The following is a 16,119-nucleotide window of genomic DNA, read 5'->3' as shown; positions in this document are numbered from 1 at the left end:
AACCAATTAAGAAACAAATGTTATGAAACCTAAAAAATCAATGGATGAGGCTATATTGAGAGCACACCAATCTACAGAAAAAGAAAACCAGCCGCAAGACAAGCTTTTTTCTATGAAAAACCCGGATCAGTCGTCTTACATGAACAACACGCACCAGGCACCACTTAATGAGTCACATATTAACCTGATGCATTCCTGGATGAACCTACGCGGCATGGACAATCAGTTGGCTGAGACTAAATACAGCGACCTGAATCAAAAAAATGCATCATGAGAACGGAAGCGTGTTTCCACAGTCTATGGCGTGGCACCACCATAACAGCTGACTGTAAGACAAAACAGGCGCAGAACCCGAGTTCTGCGCCTGTTTTGTCTTACAGTGTTTTGCACGGGTTCAGGATACCATAAGGGGCAAGTAAATTTTCATATTCCGTCCCGGCCGCTACTTCAGCCCTTTTAGCGCAAGAGTGATCAAGAGCTTCTGCATCGGCCGATAATAATTTACCTGACATAACACCTCCCGACTGCACACAACTAACACCTTCTTTTATTTCTTCCGGCAACTGATTGTGCCCGTCATCATCGCGCATGTCTCTTTTCAAGATAGCATGTGCAGATAAGATTTCTTTTTTTAACCTCCCAATAGAGAGTATAATGTCTTTTATACTGCAAAAGCTCCGCTACCATGGTCCACATCGGCACCACAAAGAGGTATTGGCAACAAATTTTCGTGGCGAAACGCCATAATAAGGCCTCTCCCCGAGGCGTTAGCAGTTCTAAGAACCCTCTCCGGCTTATAGCGCAGCCCTCTGTCATCATGCGTGGCAGGAAAGCTGCCAGCAGCCGCCTGTAACAACACATGTGCTGCGCCTACTATGGCTGAGAGGTCGTCTACTAATTTTGGAGTAGCAGCGTTAAATTTCATTTTTAAAAAGCGAGGTTAATCAGTACTTTAGCCATCAGTTAAAATCACCTTTTGCACTTTAAACTGCTTGAATACGCTTTGAAAACTCATTACACCACTTCTGCCCTTTTCATCTGCTTTCTGCTGCTGATAGCTTCCTGCCAATCCACAAAGCCCACTTTCAGCAAGCGTGGCGAGACATATAAATCAGCCCGCGAAATAGCGGCTGAAAAGAGACTGGCAAAAAAAGGTGGCAGGACCAGGACAGGCGGCAACACCGTCGCCTCCTCTAAAGACCGCACCAGCCGCACCCGAACCCGCAATTTAGATAAAGATGTAGCCACGGTTATTCAGGCAGCCCGCTCTTATACCGGCACTCCTTATAAGTGGGGTGGCACCACCCGTATAGGCATGGATTGCTCCGGACTGCTCTGCACCTCCTTTCAAACCATCGACGTGGCCTTACCACGCACCTCCAACGAGCAGAGCCGCTACGGCAAAAAAGTAAAACCCAAAAACATAAAAGAAGGTGATTTGGTGTTCTTCGGTGCCAACCGCTTTAGCCGTGATATAACACATGTGGGCATGGTAACGGAAGTAATCAGCAAAAAGGAGGTCAGGTTCATTCACGCCTCCAGCTCTGTGGGCGTTATAGAGACCAACCTTTATGCCGACCATTTCCAGAAAATTTTCATTAAAGCCGTTAGACCGCCGGTATTTTAACTAAAGCTTAGCACCCAATTGCTTATACCCAAAAATTGTAACGTTTTTTAAATTTCACTTAAAGTTAACATAACAAAATTTTTAACTCACGTACTTAATAGCTCAGACAAACAATTGTTGTTCAACCTGTTATTACGTGCTATGAAATTTCTTTACAAACGATTACTCTTTTGCTTTGCACTTTTCCTGATGGCGCAGACGGTCTGGGCGCAGGGATCAACGACAGCCGCGCTAAATGGTACTGTAGAAGATCAGGCTGGCACAGCATTGCCTGGAGCCACCGTCATCGCCGTTCACACGCCTACCAACGCACAATATGTAGCCAACACGGATGTTAATGGCTATTATACCATTCAAAATATGCGTGTGGGAGGCCCCTACACAGTTGCCACTACTTATATAGGATACCAGGATCAGCGCGTAGAAGGAGTAACGCTACCTCTTGGCCAAACTGTAAGAGTTGATTTTGAACTGACTGAAAATACACTCCAGTTGGGTGAGGTCGAGGTTATTGGGGAAAGAAATGACATTTTTAACCAGGACCGTACCGGTGCAGCCACCAACGTTTCCCGTGCACAACTGGAAAACTTGCCAACGCTAAGCAGAAGCCTCCAGGATTTCACACGCCTTACGCCTCAGGCATCCGGCAACTCTATAGCCGGCACTAATAACCGCTTCAATAATATTACCATAGACGGTGCCGTAAACAATGACGTGTTCGGATTATCAGGCAGCGGCACCCCTGGTGGGCAGGCAGGCACACAACCAATCTCGCTGGACGCGATACAGGAGATTCAGGTTGTTGTAGCCCCTTACGACGTAAAGCTGGGAAACTTTACCGGAGGTGGCATAAACGCCATCACCCGCTCTGGCTCAAATGATTTTACAGGATCAGTGTATGGCTTCGGACGTAACCAAAACACCATCGGCAGATCTGTGGAGGGAGAAAGGGAAAGAGCCGAGGAATTCCAGAACTACCAGTACGGCGCTCGCCTTGGAGGACCTATTGTGCGTGACAAGCTTTTCTTTTTTGTGAACTACGATGCAAACAGAATCACAGAACCGGTTCGTTTTGCCCCTGGCTCTGCTGAGTCCCAAATTCCGCTGAGTGAGGCACAGCAGCTTGCTGACTTTGTGCAGAACACTTATGGGTATGATGTGGGCTCCTTTGGTGGTTATGACAGGTCTACTGAAAGTGATAAGTTCTTTGCCCGCCTCGACTGGAATATTTCAGACATTCACCAGCTGACACTTCGCCACAATTTAGTAGATGCTTTTTCTGAAAACTTTTCCAGAAGCCGCAGCTACCTGCGTTATGGCAATAATGCTTACCGGTTCAGCAGTAGTACCAACACCTCGGTTCTGGAGCTGAACAGCCGCTTTTCAAACAGTATATCCAATAACCTGATCGTGGGTTATAACCGCATCAGGGAAAGCCGGGATATTCCGGGAGGGTTGTTCCCTCAGGTAACAATAGACGACCCTATCGGTACCTTTGAGTTTGGCGCTCAGCGTTCCTCTACAGCAAACGAACTGGACCAGGATATTTTCGAGTTTACAGACAACTTCACTTACCTTTTAGGCCGGCATAACTTCACCATCGGTACCCACAACGAGTTCTTTAATTTCCGCAACCTGTTTATCAACAATGCAAACGGCTACTGGGACTTTAGCAGCCTGGAAGATTTCTATGCCGGCAATCCAAGCCGGGTACAGGCTACTTACTCCCTGACAGACAACCCGAGACCTGCAGCTGAATTTAACGCAATGCAGCTTGGCTTGTATATACAGGATGAATACACCGCCTCTGAAAAGCTGAGGATAACTCTCGGACTGCGTGCTGACCTTCCCGTGTTTCCTGATGCACCACCGCGTAATGTTGAGTTCGAGAACGATTTTGCGAACATCGCCCCTGGCTTAAGAACCGATCGCACACCAAGTGAAAGCATCCTGTGGGCTCCCAGGTTTGGTTTCAACTATACGCCAACAGATGAACGCGACTTCCAGATTCGTGGCGGTACCGGCATCTTCACGGGCCGCGTGCCTTTTGTGTGGTTATCTAACCAGTTTACAAACACAGGTACCATCTTCGGAACTGTGTTTGACACCAACCCTGAAGAGTTTATTGCAGACGTAGATGAGCAGCGCAACGCAGGGGCCGTTAGTAACACTGTGGAGGTGAATGTTGTGACGCCTGACTTTAAATTACCCCAGGTATGGAGAAGCAACCTGGCATTTGACTATACCCTGCCAGGCGAGGTCTTTGCCACTTTAGAAGGTATATACACCAAAACGTTGAATGATGTCGTTTACCGAAACCTGAACCTGGCTGACCCGATAGGAACTTTGGCAGGTCCTGATAACCGTAATGTGTATCCAGGCAGTACAAGTGAGCGCCGCAGAGTCAATGACTACACAAATGTTATTCTTCTGGACAACACGAACAGGGGATACCGTTACAACATTACAGCTCAGCTCCGGAAGGATTTCACCAATGGCTTACAAACATCGGTTGCTTATACCTATGGCAAGTCCATGGATGTGAACAGCGGCACAAGCTCAACCGCTCTTTCAAACTGGCAGTTTAATCAGATCGTAAACGACCCAAACAACCCTCCCCTCAGCTACTCCAACTTTGATATACGACACAGAATAATAGGCACCGGTGGTTACACCTTTCGTTATGCTGATAATTTTGCTACAGGCATTTCGCTCTTCTACCAGGGTCAGTCAGGCCGGCCTTTTACCTATCTGTATGCGCAGGACCTGAACAACGATGCAAACCGAAGCAATGACCTGCTCTACGTTCCACGTGACAGAAGTGAAATAAACTTAGTAGATATAGAAAGAGACGGAATTGTTACTACATCAGCTGATGAGCAGTGGGAAGCGCTTGATGCTTTTATAGCAGACGATGATTACCTGAACGAGCGTCGCGGCCAATATGCAGAACGCAACGCCGCACGCATGCCCTGGACCCATCAGTTTGACCTGCGCCTGCTTCAGGACTTTTATATAAATACGGGAGAGAAGCGACATACCCTGCAGATTACATTCGACATCATTAATGTCGGAAACCTCATTAACAGGGACTGGGGCCGTCAGTATTTTGTAAGAAACAACGCCAACGAGATTATCCGCTATGCTGGCCGCAACGATGCAGGTGAGCCTACTTTCACCTTTAACCCTAACAGTGCAGCCTACAACATCGCACCTTTCGACTCAAGATGGCAGGGACAGTTGGGCTTAAGGTATATATTTGAGTAAAAAATATTCTTTGATTTTTATCAGTAAAAAGGCGGGGCTCAGGTCCTGCCTTTTTATTTATATGCCTTCCTGCTCCTGATTGGCCATATTAACATTTGCCTATGCGGTTACTAAAATATAAGATCCTAAAGTAACAATTAAATAATATAACATAGGGTTGATAGTGAAGATTTAGCGACTTACTTTTGCGCCAAAATCAACCTACCTTTTATGAAAAATTTTTATAGTACACTGTGTCTCATCCTCGTGATGATACTGACTGCCCAACACAGCTGGGCACAGGTAACGACAAGTAGCATTAATGGTTCCGTTCAAGGTGTAACCGGTGAGCCTCTGATTGGCGCAACTGTTAGAGCTACTCACCAGCCTTCCGGAACCAACTACGGTACCACCACCAACACGGAGGGTCGCTTCAATATTCCGAACGCACGTATTGGAGGCCCTTACCAGATTGAAGTAAGCTACCTGGGTTTTGCCCCGAAAACTTACAATGGTATTGACCTGAAACTGGGCCAGCCATACATCCTGAACGCCACGCTTGCTGAGGCAGGCACAGAATTACAGGAAGTGGTTGTGAATGCAGACAGAACTTCTGTATTTAACTCCAGCAAAACCGGTGCTGCTACCAACATCAGCACACGCCAGTTGGAGACGCTGCCTACTATCTCCAGAAGTATCCAGGACTTTACCCGTACTACTCCTCAGGCAAACGGCAACAGCTTTGGTGGCCGCGATGCACGATTCAACAGCATACAGGTAGACGGTGCCAACCTGAATAACAACTTCGGACTAAGCAGCAGCCCTATGCCTGGCGGTGGAGCCCAGCCAATTTCACTGGATGCCTATGACGAAATCTCTGTGAACATTGCTCCTTTTGATGTTAGACAGTCTGGATTTACTGGTGCCGGCATCAATGCCGTTACAAAGAGCGGTACCAACACATTCAAAGGAACTGCTTATACCTTCTTCAGAGACCAGAGCTTTATAGGTACAAAAGTAGGTGACAATGACATCAGCCAGAATATCCAGGATTCTAAAAGCCAGATTTATGGTATGAGCCTGGGTGGCCCGATTATCAAAAACAAACTGTTCTTCTTCGTAAACGGTGAGTTTGAGAAAGAATCAAGACCAGGTGTTGCCTTCTCTCCAACAGGTGGTTCAGGCCTTGGTACTGTTTCTACAACTCCTGCAGCTGACCTGCAGTCCGTTTCTGATTACCTGAGAAACAACTTCGGTTACGAGACAGGTGGTTATGACAACTTCCCGAACTTCGCAAACGATAACCGCAAGTTTTTAGCTAAACTTGACTGGAACATCAGCAATGTACACAAGCTTACGTTAAAGTATACTGATTTCCAGAACACAAACGACCAGATTGTAAACGCCACCAGTATTCCAAACGGCGGCGGATTCTCTGTTACAGGCCGTTCAGGTTCACTAAGCCGTTTGCCATATTCCCGCTTCAGCAACAATGCCATGGGATTTGCCAACTCGAAGTATATTTTTAAAGACGTTGTGAAAACAGCTACTGCTGAGTTGAACAGTAACTTCGGAGGCAGACTTTCTAACCAGTTCCTGGCAACAGCCAGTAAGATACAGACCACACGTGACTACCCAGGCGGTGTGTTCCCAACTATCGATATCTTCGACGGTAACGGCAACAACTACATCCACGCCGGTATGGACCCGTTCACTTACAACAATGATGTCATCAACGATGTTTACAGCATCACGAACAACCTCTCTTACTACGCTGGCAAGCATACCATTACAGCTGGTATCAACTACGAATACCAGAAAGTAGGTAATATGTTCATGGCTGGTTCTAACAGCTACTATGCTTTCAACTCATTGGATGACTTCCTGAATAACGAAGCTCCAGCTTATTATGCCTATACTTATTCCCTGGTACCTGGTGTTAAAAGCCCTTACTCAGCTGAACTGAAAGTAGGTCAACTGGGACTTTATGTTCAGGATGAGATGCAGGTGAGCACTGGCTTAACCGTTACAGCCGGCTTACGTGCCGACAAAGCGATTTACCATGAAGACCCGATTGAAAACCCGGCCGTTTCTGAGCTGCAGTTCTTTGATGAGAATGGTAACTTAACCAACTACACTACCGGCTCATGGGCAAAGAGTAAAGTACTTCTGTCTCCAAGAGTAGGTTTCAGATGGGATGTTGCAAATGATGCCTCTCTGGTGCTGCGCGGTGGTACAGGTCTGTTTACAGGCAAGTTCCCATTTGTTTGGTTAACCAACATGCCAACTAACTCTGGTATGTACCAGTTCGGCTCTGGTGTTACAAACCCTGAAACTCTGGAAACCATCAGATTGAGTGGCAACCCGGATGCACATGAAGCTTTGTTCCCAAGAACAGCTGGCACTTCGGTTCCATCTAACCTTGTTTTCATGAACGAAGACTTCCAGTTCCCTCAGGTATTCAGAACGAACCTGGCAGCAGATAAGGATTTAGGCAGTGGGTTTATGCTGACACTTGAAGGCATGTTTACAAAAGAGCTGAACGGCATTAAAATGCGCAATGCCAATCTTTATGAGCCAAACGGCACCTTTACAGAAGGTGGCAACACAAGAGAGCGCTACTTAGACAGAACTGGCGATGACAAAGTAACTAATGACGACAGAAGGCTGAATGACGTTAACACAGCTATTGTGTTAGAAAACACCAACAAAGGCTATTCAAGCTCTTTAACTGCACAACTGAGCAAGTCATTTGCCAGCGGCTTCTATGGCTCTGTGGCTTATAACTATACAGTGGCGAAGGGCATCACAGCAAACCCAGGCTCTCAGGCAGGTTCCGTATGGTCTCAGAATCCAAATGTAGGCACAGCCAACGCTGAGGAGCTAGGTTACCAGTCATTTGCTATTCCTCACCGAGTTGTGGCAAACCTGTCTTACAGAAAAGAATACCTGAACCACTTTGCCTCTACCATCTCTATCTTCTACGAAGGTGCTAACCAGAGCAACTACAGCTTCATCATCAACGGTGACCTGAACGGTGACGGCAACTCTTCTTCTGACCTGATGTACATTCCTGCAGATCGTTCTGAAATGAACTTTGCACCTTATGTTGTTAAGAACAGAGACGGAGAAGTAGTTAACTCTTTCTCTGCAGAACAGCAGGAAGATGCGTTTGAGCAGTTTATCAACAACTCTCCTTACCTGAGCAAAAACAGAGGTGAATATGCAGAAAGAAGCGGTGCTCTGCTTCCTTGGTACAATAGAATGGACATGCGTTTCTTACAGGACTTCTACATTGTAACCGGCAAGAAAGACACCAAACACACACTGCAATTCAGCGCTGACGTTCTGAACTTACCTAACATGATAAACAAGAACTGGGGTATTGAGAAGAGATTTGTAACTGCTAATCCGCTTCAGTTTAAGTCGATTGATAGCGAGAACAATCCTGTTTATAACTTCCAAAACCGCAATGGTGAATTAGTGACTCAGCCATTCGAAGATGTAATTACTACAAGCAGCACTTGGAGACTACAGTTAGGTCTTCGCTACAGCTTTAACTAAGCAACATTTGGTTTTATACATAAAAAGGGGCAGTAAAAGCTGCCCCTTTTTCTTTTGCACATTTTTTTACCAGGATGTTTTACATCTAAAATATTTATCCTATTTTTGTGCCACACAAGGGGGATTAGCTCAGCTGGCTAGAGCGCTTGCATGGCATGCAAGAGGTCATCGGTTCGACTCCGATATTCTCCACCTGATAATCAAGCACTTACGAGGTAAAACTGGTAAGTGCTTTTTTGTTGGGTCACACAATAGTACACACAACTCCCTTCTTCTGTTCTTCCCAACTCACCCATATCCATATCTGATGCTGTTCGACAAGAGAAGACCTTCTACCAATCAACATTGTTGCGTTCGGAAGAAAATAGAATGCGACGAACTCACCGTTAGATAGTTTCAAATTTATTCTGGTTCAATTAGAAGTGAAGTTAAGATGCCTGACTCAGACTCGCAGAGGCAAGTTGACTTCAATACTATATTAGTGCGACTATTATCATTCCTGATACCCCTCCGGCAATGGCGTAGGCTGCATAGCCCGTTGCATCCCACGTTCTACGAACTCACTGACTGCTCTGTGCGCATGCTGCTGGATCAGCAAGACGACCTGCGGGTCCTCTGATGTTTCTATTACCTCCACTCCCCCTTCAATATCCTTTATTTGCAGGTCGATCTTTTCGGCGTTCTCAAAAAGCTCCCGGAAGACCGGGTCCATCTGGCGGATGGGCTTCTTTTCTTCCATTCTATCCTTCATTTGCCTTACATGCGCACGAATGGCCGTTGCAATCTGAGGGTCATCAGATACAGTTCTGGTTCTAACGCCATTCTCCAGGTTTTCTACGCGTCTATCTATTTTCTCGTGCTGCATCAGCAACTGGCGAATAGGCCTCATATCCTCCATCATCTCCGGCCCCATTCCCCTGGACATCATTGCTTTTCGCATTTCCTCACTCATCATACCGTCCTGCATCATGCCTCCTTCTCCCATCATACTCATACCTTGGCCCATGCCGTCTTCACGCATGACGCTGTCCTGCATCATCTCTCCGTCCATCATGCCGCCCTCGCCCGTCATTCCATGCTGCATCATTGCATCTTCACTTTCTCTTGTTTCCTGGCTGTCGCTATTGCAGCTAGTAAGCGACAGGTTAAGGAAAAACAGCAACAGTAGAATGGTTGCTTTCACTGAATAGGCTAAGGCAGACTGATCTTTCATAAGCTTTCTTGCTTGACAGGTTTGAACGTCATATAAATATACCTACCTGCAGTCACAATAGTTTTCAAGGAGTCAGCAGCCTATCTACCATAAGATAAGCTACCCAGAGAGAAACAACATCAATGAGCTTCCTATCTTCTCAAATCAAGAGGTGTTACATATGAGTGACAGAAAATAACAGAACTTATTACCTACATCCCAGGCTTACTGTTGTAGACTACCTTATTTTTCCAGCCACTTACACGGGAAATATCCCGGATGTTATCTTCGCTCTCCTCATCTACAATAATTACTTTGATGCCTTTTCGGACCTGCCCTTGCAGGTCAAACTCATCGCTCCCACCCAGGCCGTGCAACTCTATCTCTTTCGTCTCACCGCGATAAAAGACCCGATGATAGGTTAAGTTGCCATCTGCTTTCCGGCGCACCGTTACCTCCGTCTCCTCATCATTTAGCCGCACCACCTCAAACCGTTCCGACTCATCTGTGCCTATCACCAGCACCTCCTTTGCCAGCACTTCGTAAAATTCACGGGCAGCTTTGTCCAGATTATTTCTTCTGCTTTTGATTTTACCTGCAAGGCTTTCTCCTTCCAGCCTGTAAACAGCGTCCGGAAGCCTTTGTACGGCTTGTTCAATTATCTCATCTGTGAGAGAACGTTGCATGTCGCGGGCCAGGGAGTCGAACTGCTGTGCCGTTACCTGCGGCAGCGCACGTGCATCTAAATCTTCTGATTTTATCATCAGCGCTTTCACATCCTTATACTTCCCGCTGAAAGAATGATACTTGCGGAAAGCCCACCTGCGGCTAACAACCCAGGAGAAAAGGCCATTGCCAAATAAGTAGAAAGCGTTGTCCCTATCTTTGGGGATAGGGCGGTAAACATGGTCTCCGCTCTCTTCATAAACTGCCCACTCCCACTGCCCCTCATGCCTGTCCCGGTCACCTATCAGCAGGTCCAGTAGTCGGGCTTTAGCGAAAGCCAACTGGTCGATAGCGTAGTTGTTGTGGCCGTAGCGATGTTTAAGCATCTTCTTAGTGCCTACTATGTCATAGGCCTCTTGCAAGTCCCCGACCAGGGCGCGTTTGTCATTGTACTTTTCCTCCAGCATGTATAGCTTATCACTCAGCAGCTCTTTGTGCTCTCCCAACTTCTCTTCGTTGGGCTTCACGTATACCAGCATCGGACTTGCCTGCGGAATTTTCGCTGCTATGGCCAGCGGAGCCACTACCAAATCGGCGTAGGGATGAAGCGCCGAAGTCTGGTCAAGTACAAGGTCGGAGATGAATGTTTTGCGGAGCGGAAACGGTAAATCAATCTCCGGTCTTTTGTCAACGGTGCGCAGGGAGTATGTCATCTTATCGCTGCCCACCATGGTAACATTGATGGTCTGCATACCACCACCTATCTTCTCAATCTCAAGGCCTCCCTTCACTGTATCCACCCGCAGCACAGGCACTGTAACAGGTATTATCCAGGACTTGCGGTGGCGTGCCCCCCAAAGCACCTTATACAAAAAGCCGCGGGCATAATGACTGCCAGCCTGCACCGTTACGCTGTCGATGGTGGTAGGTGCCTGTTGCAACTGTCGATGTATAGCAGGATCAGCAACGGGAGTCTCTACATAGAAATTTTTCCTGGCACATCCAGAATAAAGGAATAAAAACAGGAGCGTGATTAGACCCAATAAAGGATTAAGTCTATATATGGCAAATTGTGTATGCATGGTGTAAGTACTTCTGTTGCCAGATAAATGTTCAGAGCCTTACCTCTAAACGGGCAAAAAACTGAGGCAGGGTTGGCCACATAGCTTAATAAGAAGCCGAAACAAAACGAGTCACACCAGAAAAGAACCCGCTTAAACAGCAGAAAAGATGACCAGACCATAAATTTTAACTACAAACAAGGAGAAGTGACACCTTATTTATGTTACTTTCTACACATTTTTACCAAAAATCAATCTGTAATATATATAAGTATGAATATATTATCATACTTAAAACAGGGTTTATTTAACTCTACCCTGTACTCGGCCTTGATGCTTTATTGTGCCCTTAGCTGCTTTTCCCTCAGAATTGATGTTACTTTACCCCTGCAATATTACTGTTAGCAAATATATTATGTTCGTATTGTTGTAATGTATTAGAACCTAAAACCTCTGACTTATGAACACTTTAGCAAAATCTACACTCGCTTACGCTTCAGAAAGCTTTGGAAGCAACGTTTCGGTGTTTTCCTTCCCGGTTAAGGCAGGGTCTTCCCTAAACGAAGACATTATTGGTTTTTCTACCACAGACGGTCACGTGGTTACTTTTAATGCCGGTACAAATGCTATCAGCAATGGTGCGGGTATCTTCATCGGGGACTATTTTGTCGGCTTCGCAGATGGTCCTTTTAGTGATACAGCCATGCCGTTTATAAAGTACTAATTAATTTTTATTACTGTAACATCAAGCTTAACATAGCCTGTATGAAGCTATACCTTGATTATAGCTTTACCCTTTTATACTTTACAGAGGAAGAACACAGCGCCTGGCCAGGCTAAGAGTAATGAAAAAGCTTATCTTTAGTATAAAAAACTTATACTAAGATGGACCATAACTCTTTTAATCCTCAGAACCCCAAAGTAACCTTAGACAGGTTTATTGCCGATTACTATGTAAAGCAGTCGGCTATGGACGCCAGAATAGGCTCTATTCTATCAAACCAGGCAAGAATTATCGCTCACCTCGAAGGCAGGGACCTGGAAGAGGTAAGAAAAGAAGTTTATGACCGGGTAGCACTCAACGTGAAAGACAATGCCAAATTAACATTGGAAGACCTGGGTTTTAGCTCCGAAGATCCTGGAGAAGATATGTAAAGCGCTTCTGCTAATAACGGGTCATTCAATTGTTACTTTTAAGCAATTTCGCTTCCTGCTTTTTTTCCCTTTCTTCCAAAAGGAAAAGGCATTTTCTTGCCTGCCGTCTAAGTAAGAGCTGGTGTGCTAGCTGCAGGTATTTACAAGAGTCCTTCAGGATTGTTGAACAAAAACGCTTTACCCATTTTTAAGTGCACCTTCCAGAAAAGGAAGTGAGCTAAAGGCTCAGATATACTTCACTTATAACACTATAAGCAGGCAGGCCTATATACGAAAGCGCCTCCTGCTATAAAACAGGAGGCGCTTGAAACTCAGGATGGAATGTTCGTGCTATACAAACAGGCCTTCAACCGACAAATAACGTTCGCCGGTATCGTAGCAGAATGTCAGCACTTTGGAGCCTTCCGGGATTTCTTCTATTTTTTTCCCAACAGCAGCAAGGGATGCTCCCGAGGATATGCCTATAAACAAGCCTTCTTCGCGGGCAGCACGGCGGGTATAGTCAAATGCTTCGTCGGCATCCACCTGCACCACGCCATCCAGAAGCGTTGTGTCCATGATGCTTGGTATAAAACCTGCGCCCACTCCCTGGATAGGGTGTGGCCCGGGCTGTCCGCCGCTCAACACAGGCGAGGCTGAAGGCTCTACCGCGTAAACTTTCAGGTTAGGGAAGCGGCCTTTCAGCACTTTTGCCACGGCCGTAATGTGCCCACCGGTACCAACCCCGGTAATGATATAGTCCAGCCCATCAGGAAAGTCCTCCAGTATCTCCTGCGCTGTGGTGTCGATGTGAATCTGTGTATTGGCTTCGTTGTCGAACTGCATCGGCATCCAGGCGTTATTGTTTTCCTCCACCATCTCACGGGCGCGTTCAATGGCACCTTTCATGCCCTTTTCGCGCGGTGTCAGTTCTAGTTTGGCACCATAGGCAGCCATCAGGCGGCGGCGCTCAATAGACATCGACTCCGGCATTACAAGAAAGATCTGGTATCCTTTTACGGCAGCCACCATCGCCAGACCTACGCCTGTGTTGCCAGAGGTAGGCTCCACAATAACACTATCCTTGTTCAGTAAGCCTTTGCGCTCGGCATCTTCAATCATAGCCAGGGCGATGCGGTCTTTAATGCTGCCGCCGGGGTTGCTGCGCTCCTGCTTCATCCACACCTCTACATTTTTGTTGTAAAGCTTATTAATGCGCACATGCGGTGTATTACCAATTACTTCTAATATCGATTTCGCTTTCATGTTTTATCTTGATTTGTGTTTTAAGTACTCCGATAAATTAAATAAGGCAAGCCATCTTCTAATATACAATTTAAGCTACTTAAGACCACCATCACATTCTAAAGAAAGTATTGCGATATCTGTGCCTCTTACAGAGCCTAAATAGAAAAGTTTACCACATCAGTCGGGTCAGCGGAGCGGCGCACATTTATCTGCGGCCTGTGGTATACCCTGGAGTAGGCCGGCACACTCTCCGTCAGCCACACATTGCCCCCGATGGTGCTGTATGCGCCCACCACCGTATTGCCGCCAAGTATGGTAGCCCCGGCATATATCACCACGTGGTGCTCAATAGTAGGGTGGCGCTTGATGTTCGCCATGGTTTTATCAACACTTAAGGCTCCCAGCGTTACACCCTGATACAGTTTCACATAATTGCCGATATGACAAGTCTCCCCAATAACAATCCCGGTGCCATGGTCGATGCAGAAGTGCGTGCCAATCTGCGCACCGGGGTGAATGTCGATGCCGGTCTGGCCGTGGGCGTATTCTGACAGCACCCGCGGAAGCAGCGGCACCTGCAAACGGTACAGCTCGTGGGCCAGCCGGTGAATGGCCACTGCCTTAAAGCCCGGGTATGTTCTGATTACTTCCTGCACACTCTGCGCGGCAGGGTCACCGGCGGCAATAGCCTCAGCATCGAGCAGCAGGAGCTGGTGAATCTGGGGCAGGTGCTGCATCATCTGCTGTACTACCTCCTCCGATGGCATGGGCAACTGCTGCTCCATACCCGATAGAACCCGCATCAGGTTCTGCTGTAAGCTGCTGGCATATTCCTCCAGTTCCCTCACTGTTTCAAAACGTTCATCGGCCAGGGCCGGGAAGAGCAAATGGAGTACCCCCTCTACCAGGTGGCAAATGGCTGAAGCCGGTACCTGATGCTTTGCCTGTTGGTGATGCTGGAAGAGTGTATTTATAAACTGACTGTTCATTATGATTTTATCAACGTATCCCGTAGAATATTGTGTTGCAATTAACAAAAAAAGAGGATACTTGTTTAAGCGCTTTTTATAAGCGCTGTCTAATCTGCAAGTTCTAAACTATTTCTGGCGCTGTATTATACATCAGCAATAACACTAAAAGTCTTTTGTCCTTCTTCTTACTTCATCCCCTACTCCTTCTTTACAAAAAGAATAAGATACAAAAAGGATATGAGAGCAAAAGCGGCCGAGAGCCAGAAAACCAGTGTAAAGTTACTGGCGTCGTTGTTGTAGAGCCATCCTGAGCAGAAAGCGCCTATACCAATACCCGCCTCAAGGGCAATATACATGGTTGCCATCGCCCGCCCCCGGCGTGCCTCATGACTGAGGTCAATTGTCCAGGCGTAAATGGTGGGTGAGTTCATGCCCTGCGCCACGCCGAACAGAACACCTGCCAGCAATAACTCTGTCGGCGACGATACCAGCCCAATAAAAACCATGGCCACCGTGAGCAGGCTTGTGCTGATACGGAGCACGTTTATCCGCCCATACTTATCAGAGGCGCGGCCGGCAAGAAACCGGATAGCCAGGGAGGCCAGCGTGAAACTGGTGAAGAAGAGCCCTTTGTTCCGGATGCCCAGGTGTTCACTGAAATCCGGGATGATAGTGAGAATGGTACCGTAGGCGAAAGTAGAAAACAGCATGACAACAGACGGCGCCAGTACGCGCGGTTCAAAAATCTCGCTTCGGGATATTTTGAGCAACCCCATTCGGAAGGGGTGCGGGTTGTCCAGTGTTTCGTGCATCCGCACCAGCACCCCAACTGACAGAAAGGCCGCCAGCGAAGAAGCATAAAACATGGTATCCACGGAAAAATGGTTCGCGATAGCGCCGCCCGCTGCAGGCCCCGCTGCCATTCCCAAACTGCCGGAAAGACCAATAAGCCCCATTGCCTCGCCACGCCGCCCTACCGGTATCACATCGGCTACATAGGCTGCTGTGCCTGTAGGTGTAAAACCAGTAGAAAAGCCATGCATAAAACGCAGGAACAGGAAAGCCGCCACGGTGCCCGTAAGCGGGTACATGAAACCGGCCACCACGCAGACGGCCCCGCCCACTATCATCACGGGTATGCGTCCTATCTTGTCTGCCAGTTTTCCGCTAAAAGGCCTTGAAAGGCCTGCTGTCAGCGTGAAGAGGGATATTATTAAGCCTTTGTACTCGGCACCACCCAGACTGCTCAGGTAGTCGGGCAGTTCCGGTATAATCATGTTAAAACTCGCGAAGAAGAGAAAGGAGCTCAGGCAAAGCAAGCCAAACTGCACCCCATACACCCGCGTAAGCTGTTCTGCCATACGTTATGTTTCAGGCTGCAAAGTTGGCAAACCTTCTGCTGCCACACCA

At 47.2% G+C, this 16,119-nt stretch carries 13 protein-coding genes and 1 tRNA gene; 7 read left to right on the top strand and 7 right to left on the bottom strand.

Annotated features, from left to right (window positions below):
- Positions 1-22: 22 nt before the first annotated feature.
- The gene (locus tag DXT99_RS00780; RefSeq protein ID WP_147294148.1) at positions 23-274 is read left to right on the top strand and encodes a hypothetical protein; all 252 of its coding nucleotides are present in this window, start codon (positions 23-25) and stop codon (positions 272-274) included.
- A 100-nt stretch (positions 275-374) separates the two neighbouring features.
- On the opposite strand, the gene DXT99_RS00775 is transcribed toward DXT99_RS00780, so the two are convergent.
- Positions 375-590, bottom strand: coding sequence for a hypothetical protein (locus tag DXT99_RS00775; protein WP_115563602.1), 216 nt, complete (start codon positions 588-590; stop codon positions 375-377).
- 71 nt (positions 591-661) lie between these two features.
- Positions 662-925, bottom strand: a complete 264-nt coding sequence (locus tag DXT99_RS00770; protein WP_115563601.1) for a hypothetical protein — start codon at positions 923-925, stop codon at positions 662-664.
- 78 nt (positions 926-1,003) lie between these two features.
- Between DXT99_RS00770 and DXT99_RS00765 the strand changes: the two genes are divergently transcribed.
- From DXT99_RS00765 to DXT99_RS00750, 4 genes are all read left to right on the top strand, one after another.
- A complete protein-coding gene (locus tag DXT99_RS00765) occupies positions 1,004-1,627 on the top strand; it encodes a C40 family peptidase (RefSeq protein ID WP_246000379.1) in 624 nt (207 codons plus the stop codon).
- A 141-nt stretch (positions 1,628-1,768) separates the two neighbouring features.
- Positions 1,769-4,894 carry a TonB-dependent receptor gene (locus DXT99_RS00760; RefSeq protein WP_115563600.1) on the top strand — a complete coding sequence of 1,042 codons (3,126 nt, stop codon included), beginning with the start codon at positions 1,769-1,771 and terminating at the stop codon, positions 4,892-4,894.
- Between the two features lie 210 nt (positions 4,895-5,104).
- Positions 5,105-8,437 (top strand): TonB-dependent receptor, encoded by a 3,333-nt coding sequence (locus tag DXT99_RS00755; protein WP_246000378.1) that lies wholly within the window; start codon positions 5,105-5,107, stop codon positions 8,435-8,437.
- Positions 8,438-8,555: 118 nt separating this feature from the next.
- Positions 8,556-8,629 (top strand) — tRNA-Ala (locus DXT99_RS00750).
- 301 nt (positions 8,630-8,930) lie between these two features.
- Here DXT99_RS00750 and DXT99_RS00745 read toward each other — a convergent pair.
- Both DXT99_RS00745 and DXT99_RS00740 read right to left on the bottom strand, forming a co-directional pair.
- Positions 8,931-9,650 (bottom strand): hypothetical protein, encoded by a 720-nt coding sequence (locus DXT99_RS00745; RefSeq protein ID WP_115563598.1) that lies wholly within the window; start codon positions 9,648-9,650, stop codon positions 8,931-8,933.
- Positions 9,651-9,841: 191 nt separating this feature from the next.
- Positions 9,842-11,236, bottom strand: coding sequence for a hypothetical protein (locus DXT99_RS00740; protein ID WP_246000377.1), 1,395 nt, complete (start codon positions 11,234-11,236; stop codon positions 9,842-9,844).
- A 580-nt stretch (positions 11,237-11,816) separates the two neighbouring features.
- On the opposite strand from DXT99_RS00740, the gene DXT99_RS00735 reads away from it, so the two are divergent.
- Complete coding sequence (locus tag DXT99_RS00735) at positions 11,817-12,080, top strand: hypothetical protein (protein WP_115563596.1); 264 nt, start codon at positions 11,817-11,819, stop codon at positions 12,078-12,080.
- 161 nt (positions 12,081-12,241) lie between these two features.
- Positions 12,242-12,511 carry a hypothetical protein gene (locus DXT99_RS00730; RefSeq protein ID WP_115563595.1) on the top strand — a complete coding sequence of 90 codons (270 nt, stop codon included), beginning with the start codon at positions 12,242-12,244 and terminating at the stop codon, positions 12,509-12,511.
- Between the two features lie 330 nt (positions 12,512-12,841).
- Here the strand turns inward: DXT99_RS00730 and cysK are convergent, their stop codons facing one another.
- The 3 genes from cysK to DXT99_RS00715 form a co-directional block, all read right to left on the bottom strand.
- Positions 12,842-13,756, bottom strand: a complete 915-nt coding sequence (gene cysK / locus DXT99_RS00725) for a cysteine synthase A (protein WP_115563594.1) — start codon at positions 13,754-13,756, stop codon at positions 12,842-12,844.
- Between the two features lie 137 nt (positions 13,757-13,893).
- Positions 13,894-14,727 carry a serine O-acetyltransferase EpsC gene (gene epsC, locus DXT99_RS00720; RefSeq protein WP_115563593.1) on the bottom strand — a complete coding sequence of 278 codons (834 nt, stop codon included), beginning with the start codon at positions 14,725-14,727 and terminating at the stop codon, positions 13,894-13,896.
- Between the two features lie 179 nt (positions 14,728-14,906).
- Positions 14,907-16,070: an MFS transporter gene (locus tag DXT99_RS00715; RefSeq protein ID WP_115563592.1), complete on the bottom strand. Its 1,164-nt coding sequence runs from the start codon at positions 16,068-16,070 to the stop codon at positions 14,907-14,909.
- Positions 16,071-16,119: the final 49 nt, after the last annotated feature.

This window comes from Pontibacter diazotrophicus (genome assembly GCF_003367245.1).
In the GTDB taxonomy this organism is placed as follows: domain Bacteria; phylum Bacteroidota; class Bacteroidia; order Cytophagales; family Hymenobacteraceae; genus Pontibacter; species Pontibacter diazotrophicus.
The sequence above is the reverse complement of the archived record's forward strand: the minus strand, read 5'-3'. Positions and strand labels throughout refer to the sequence as shown.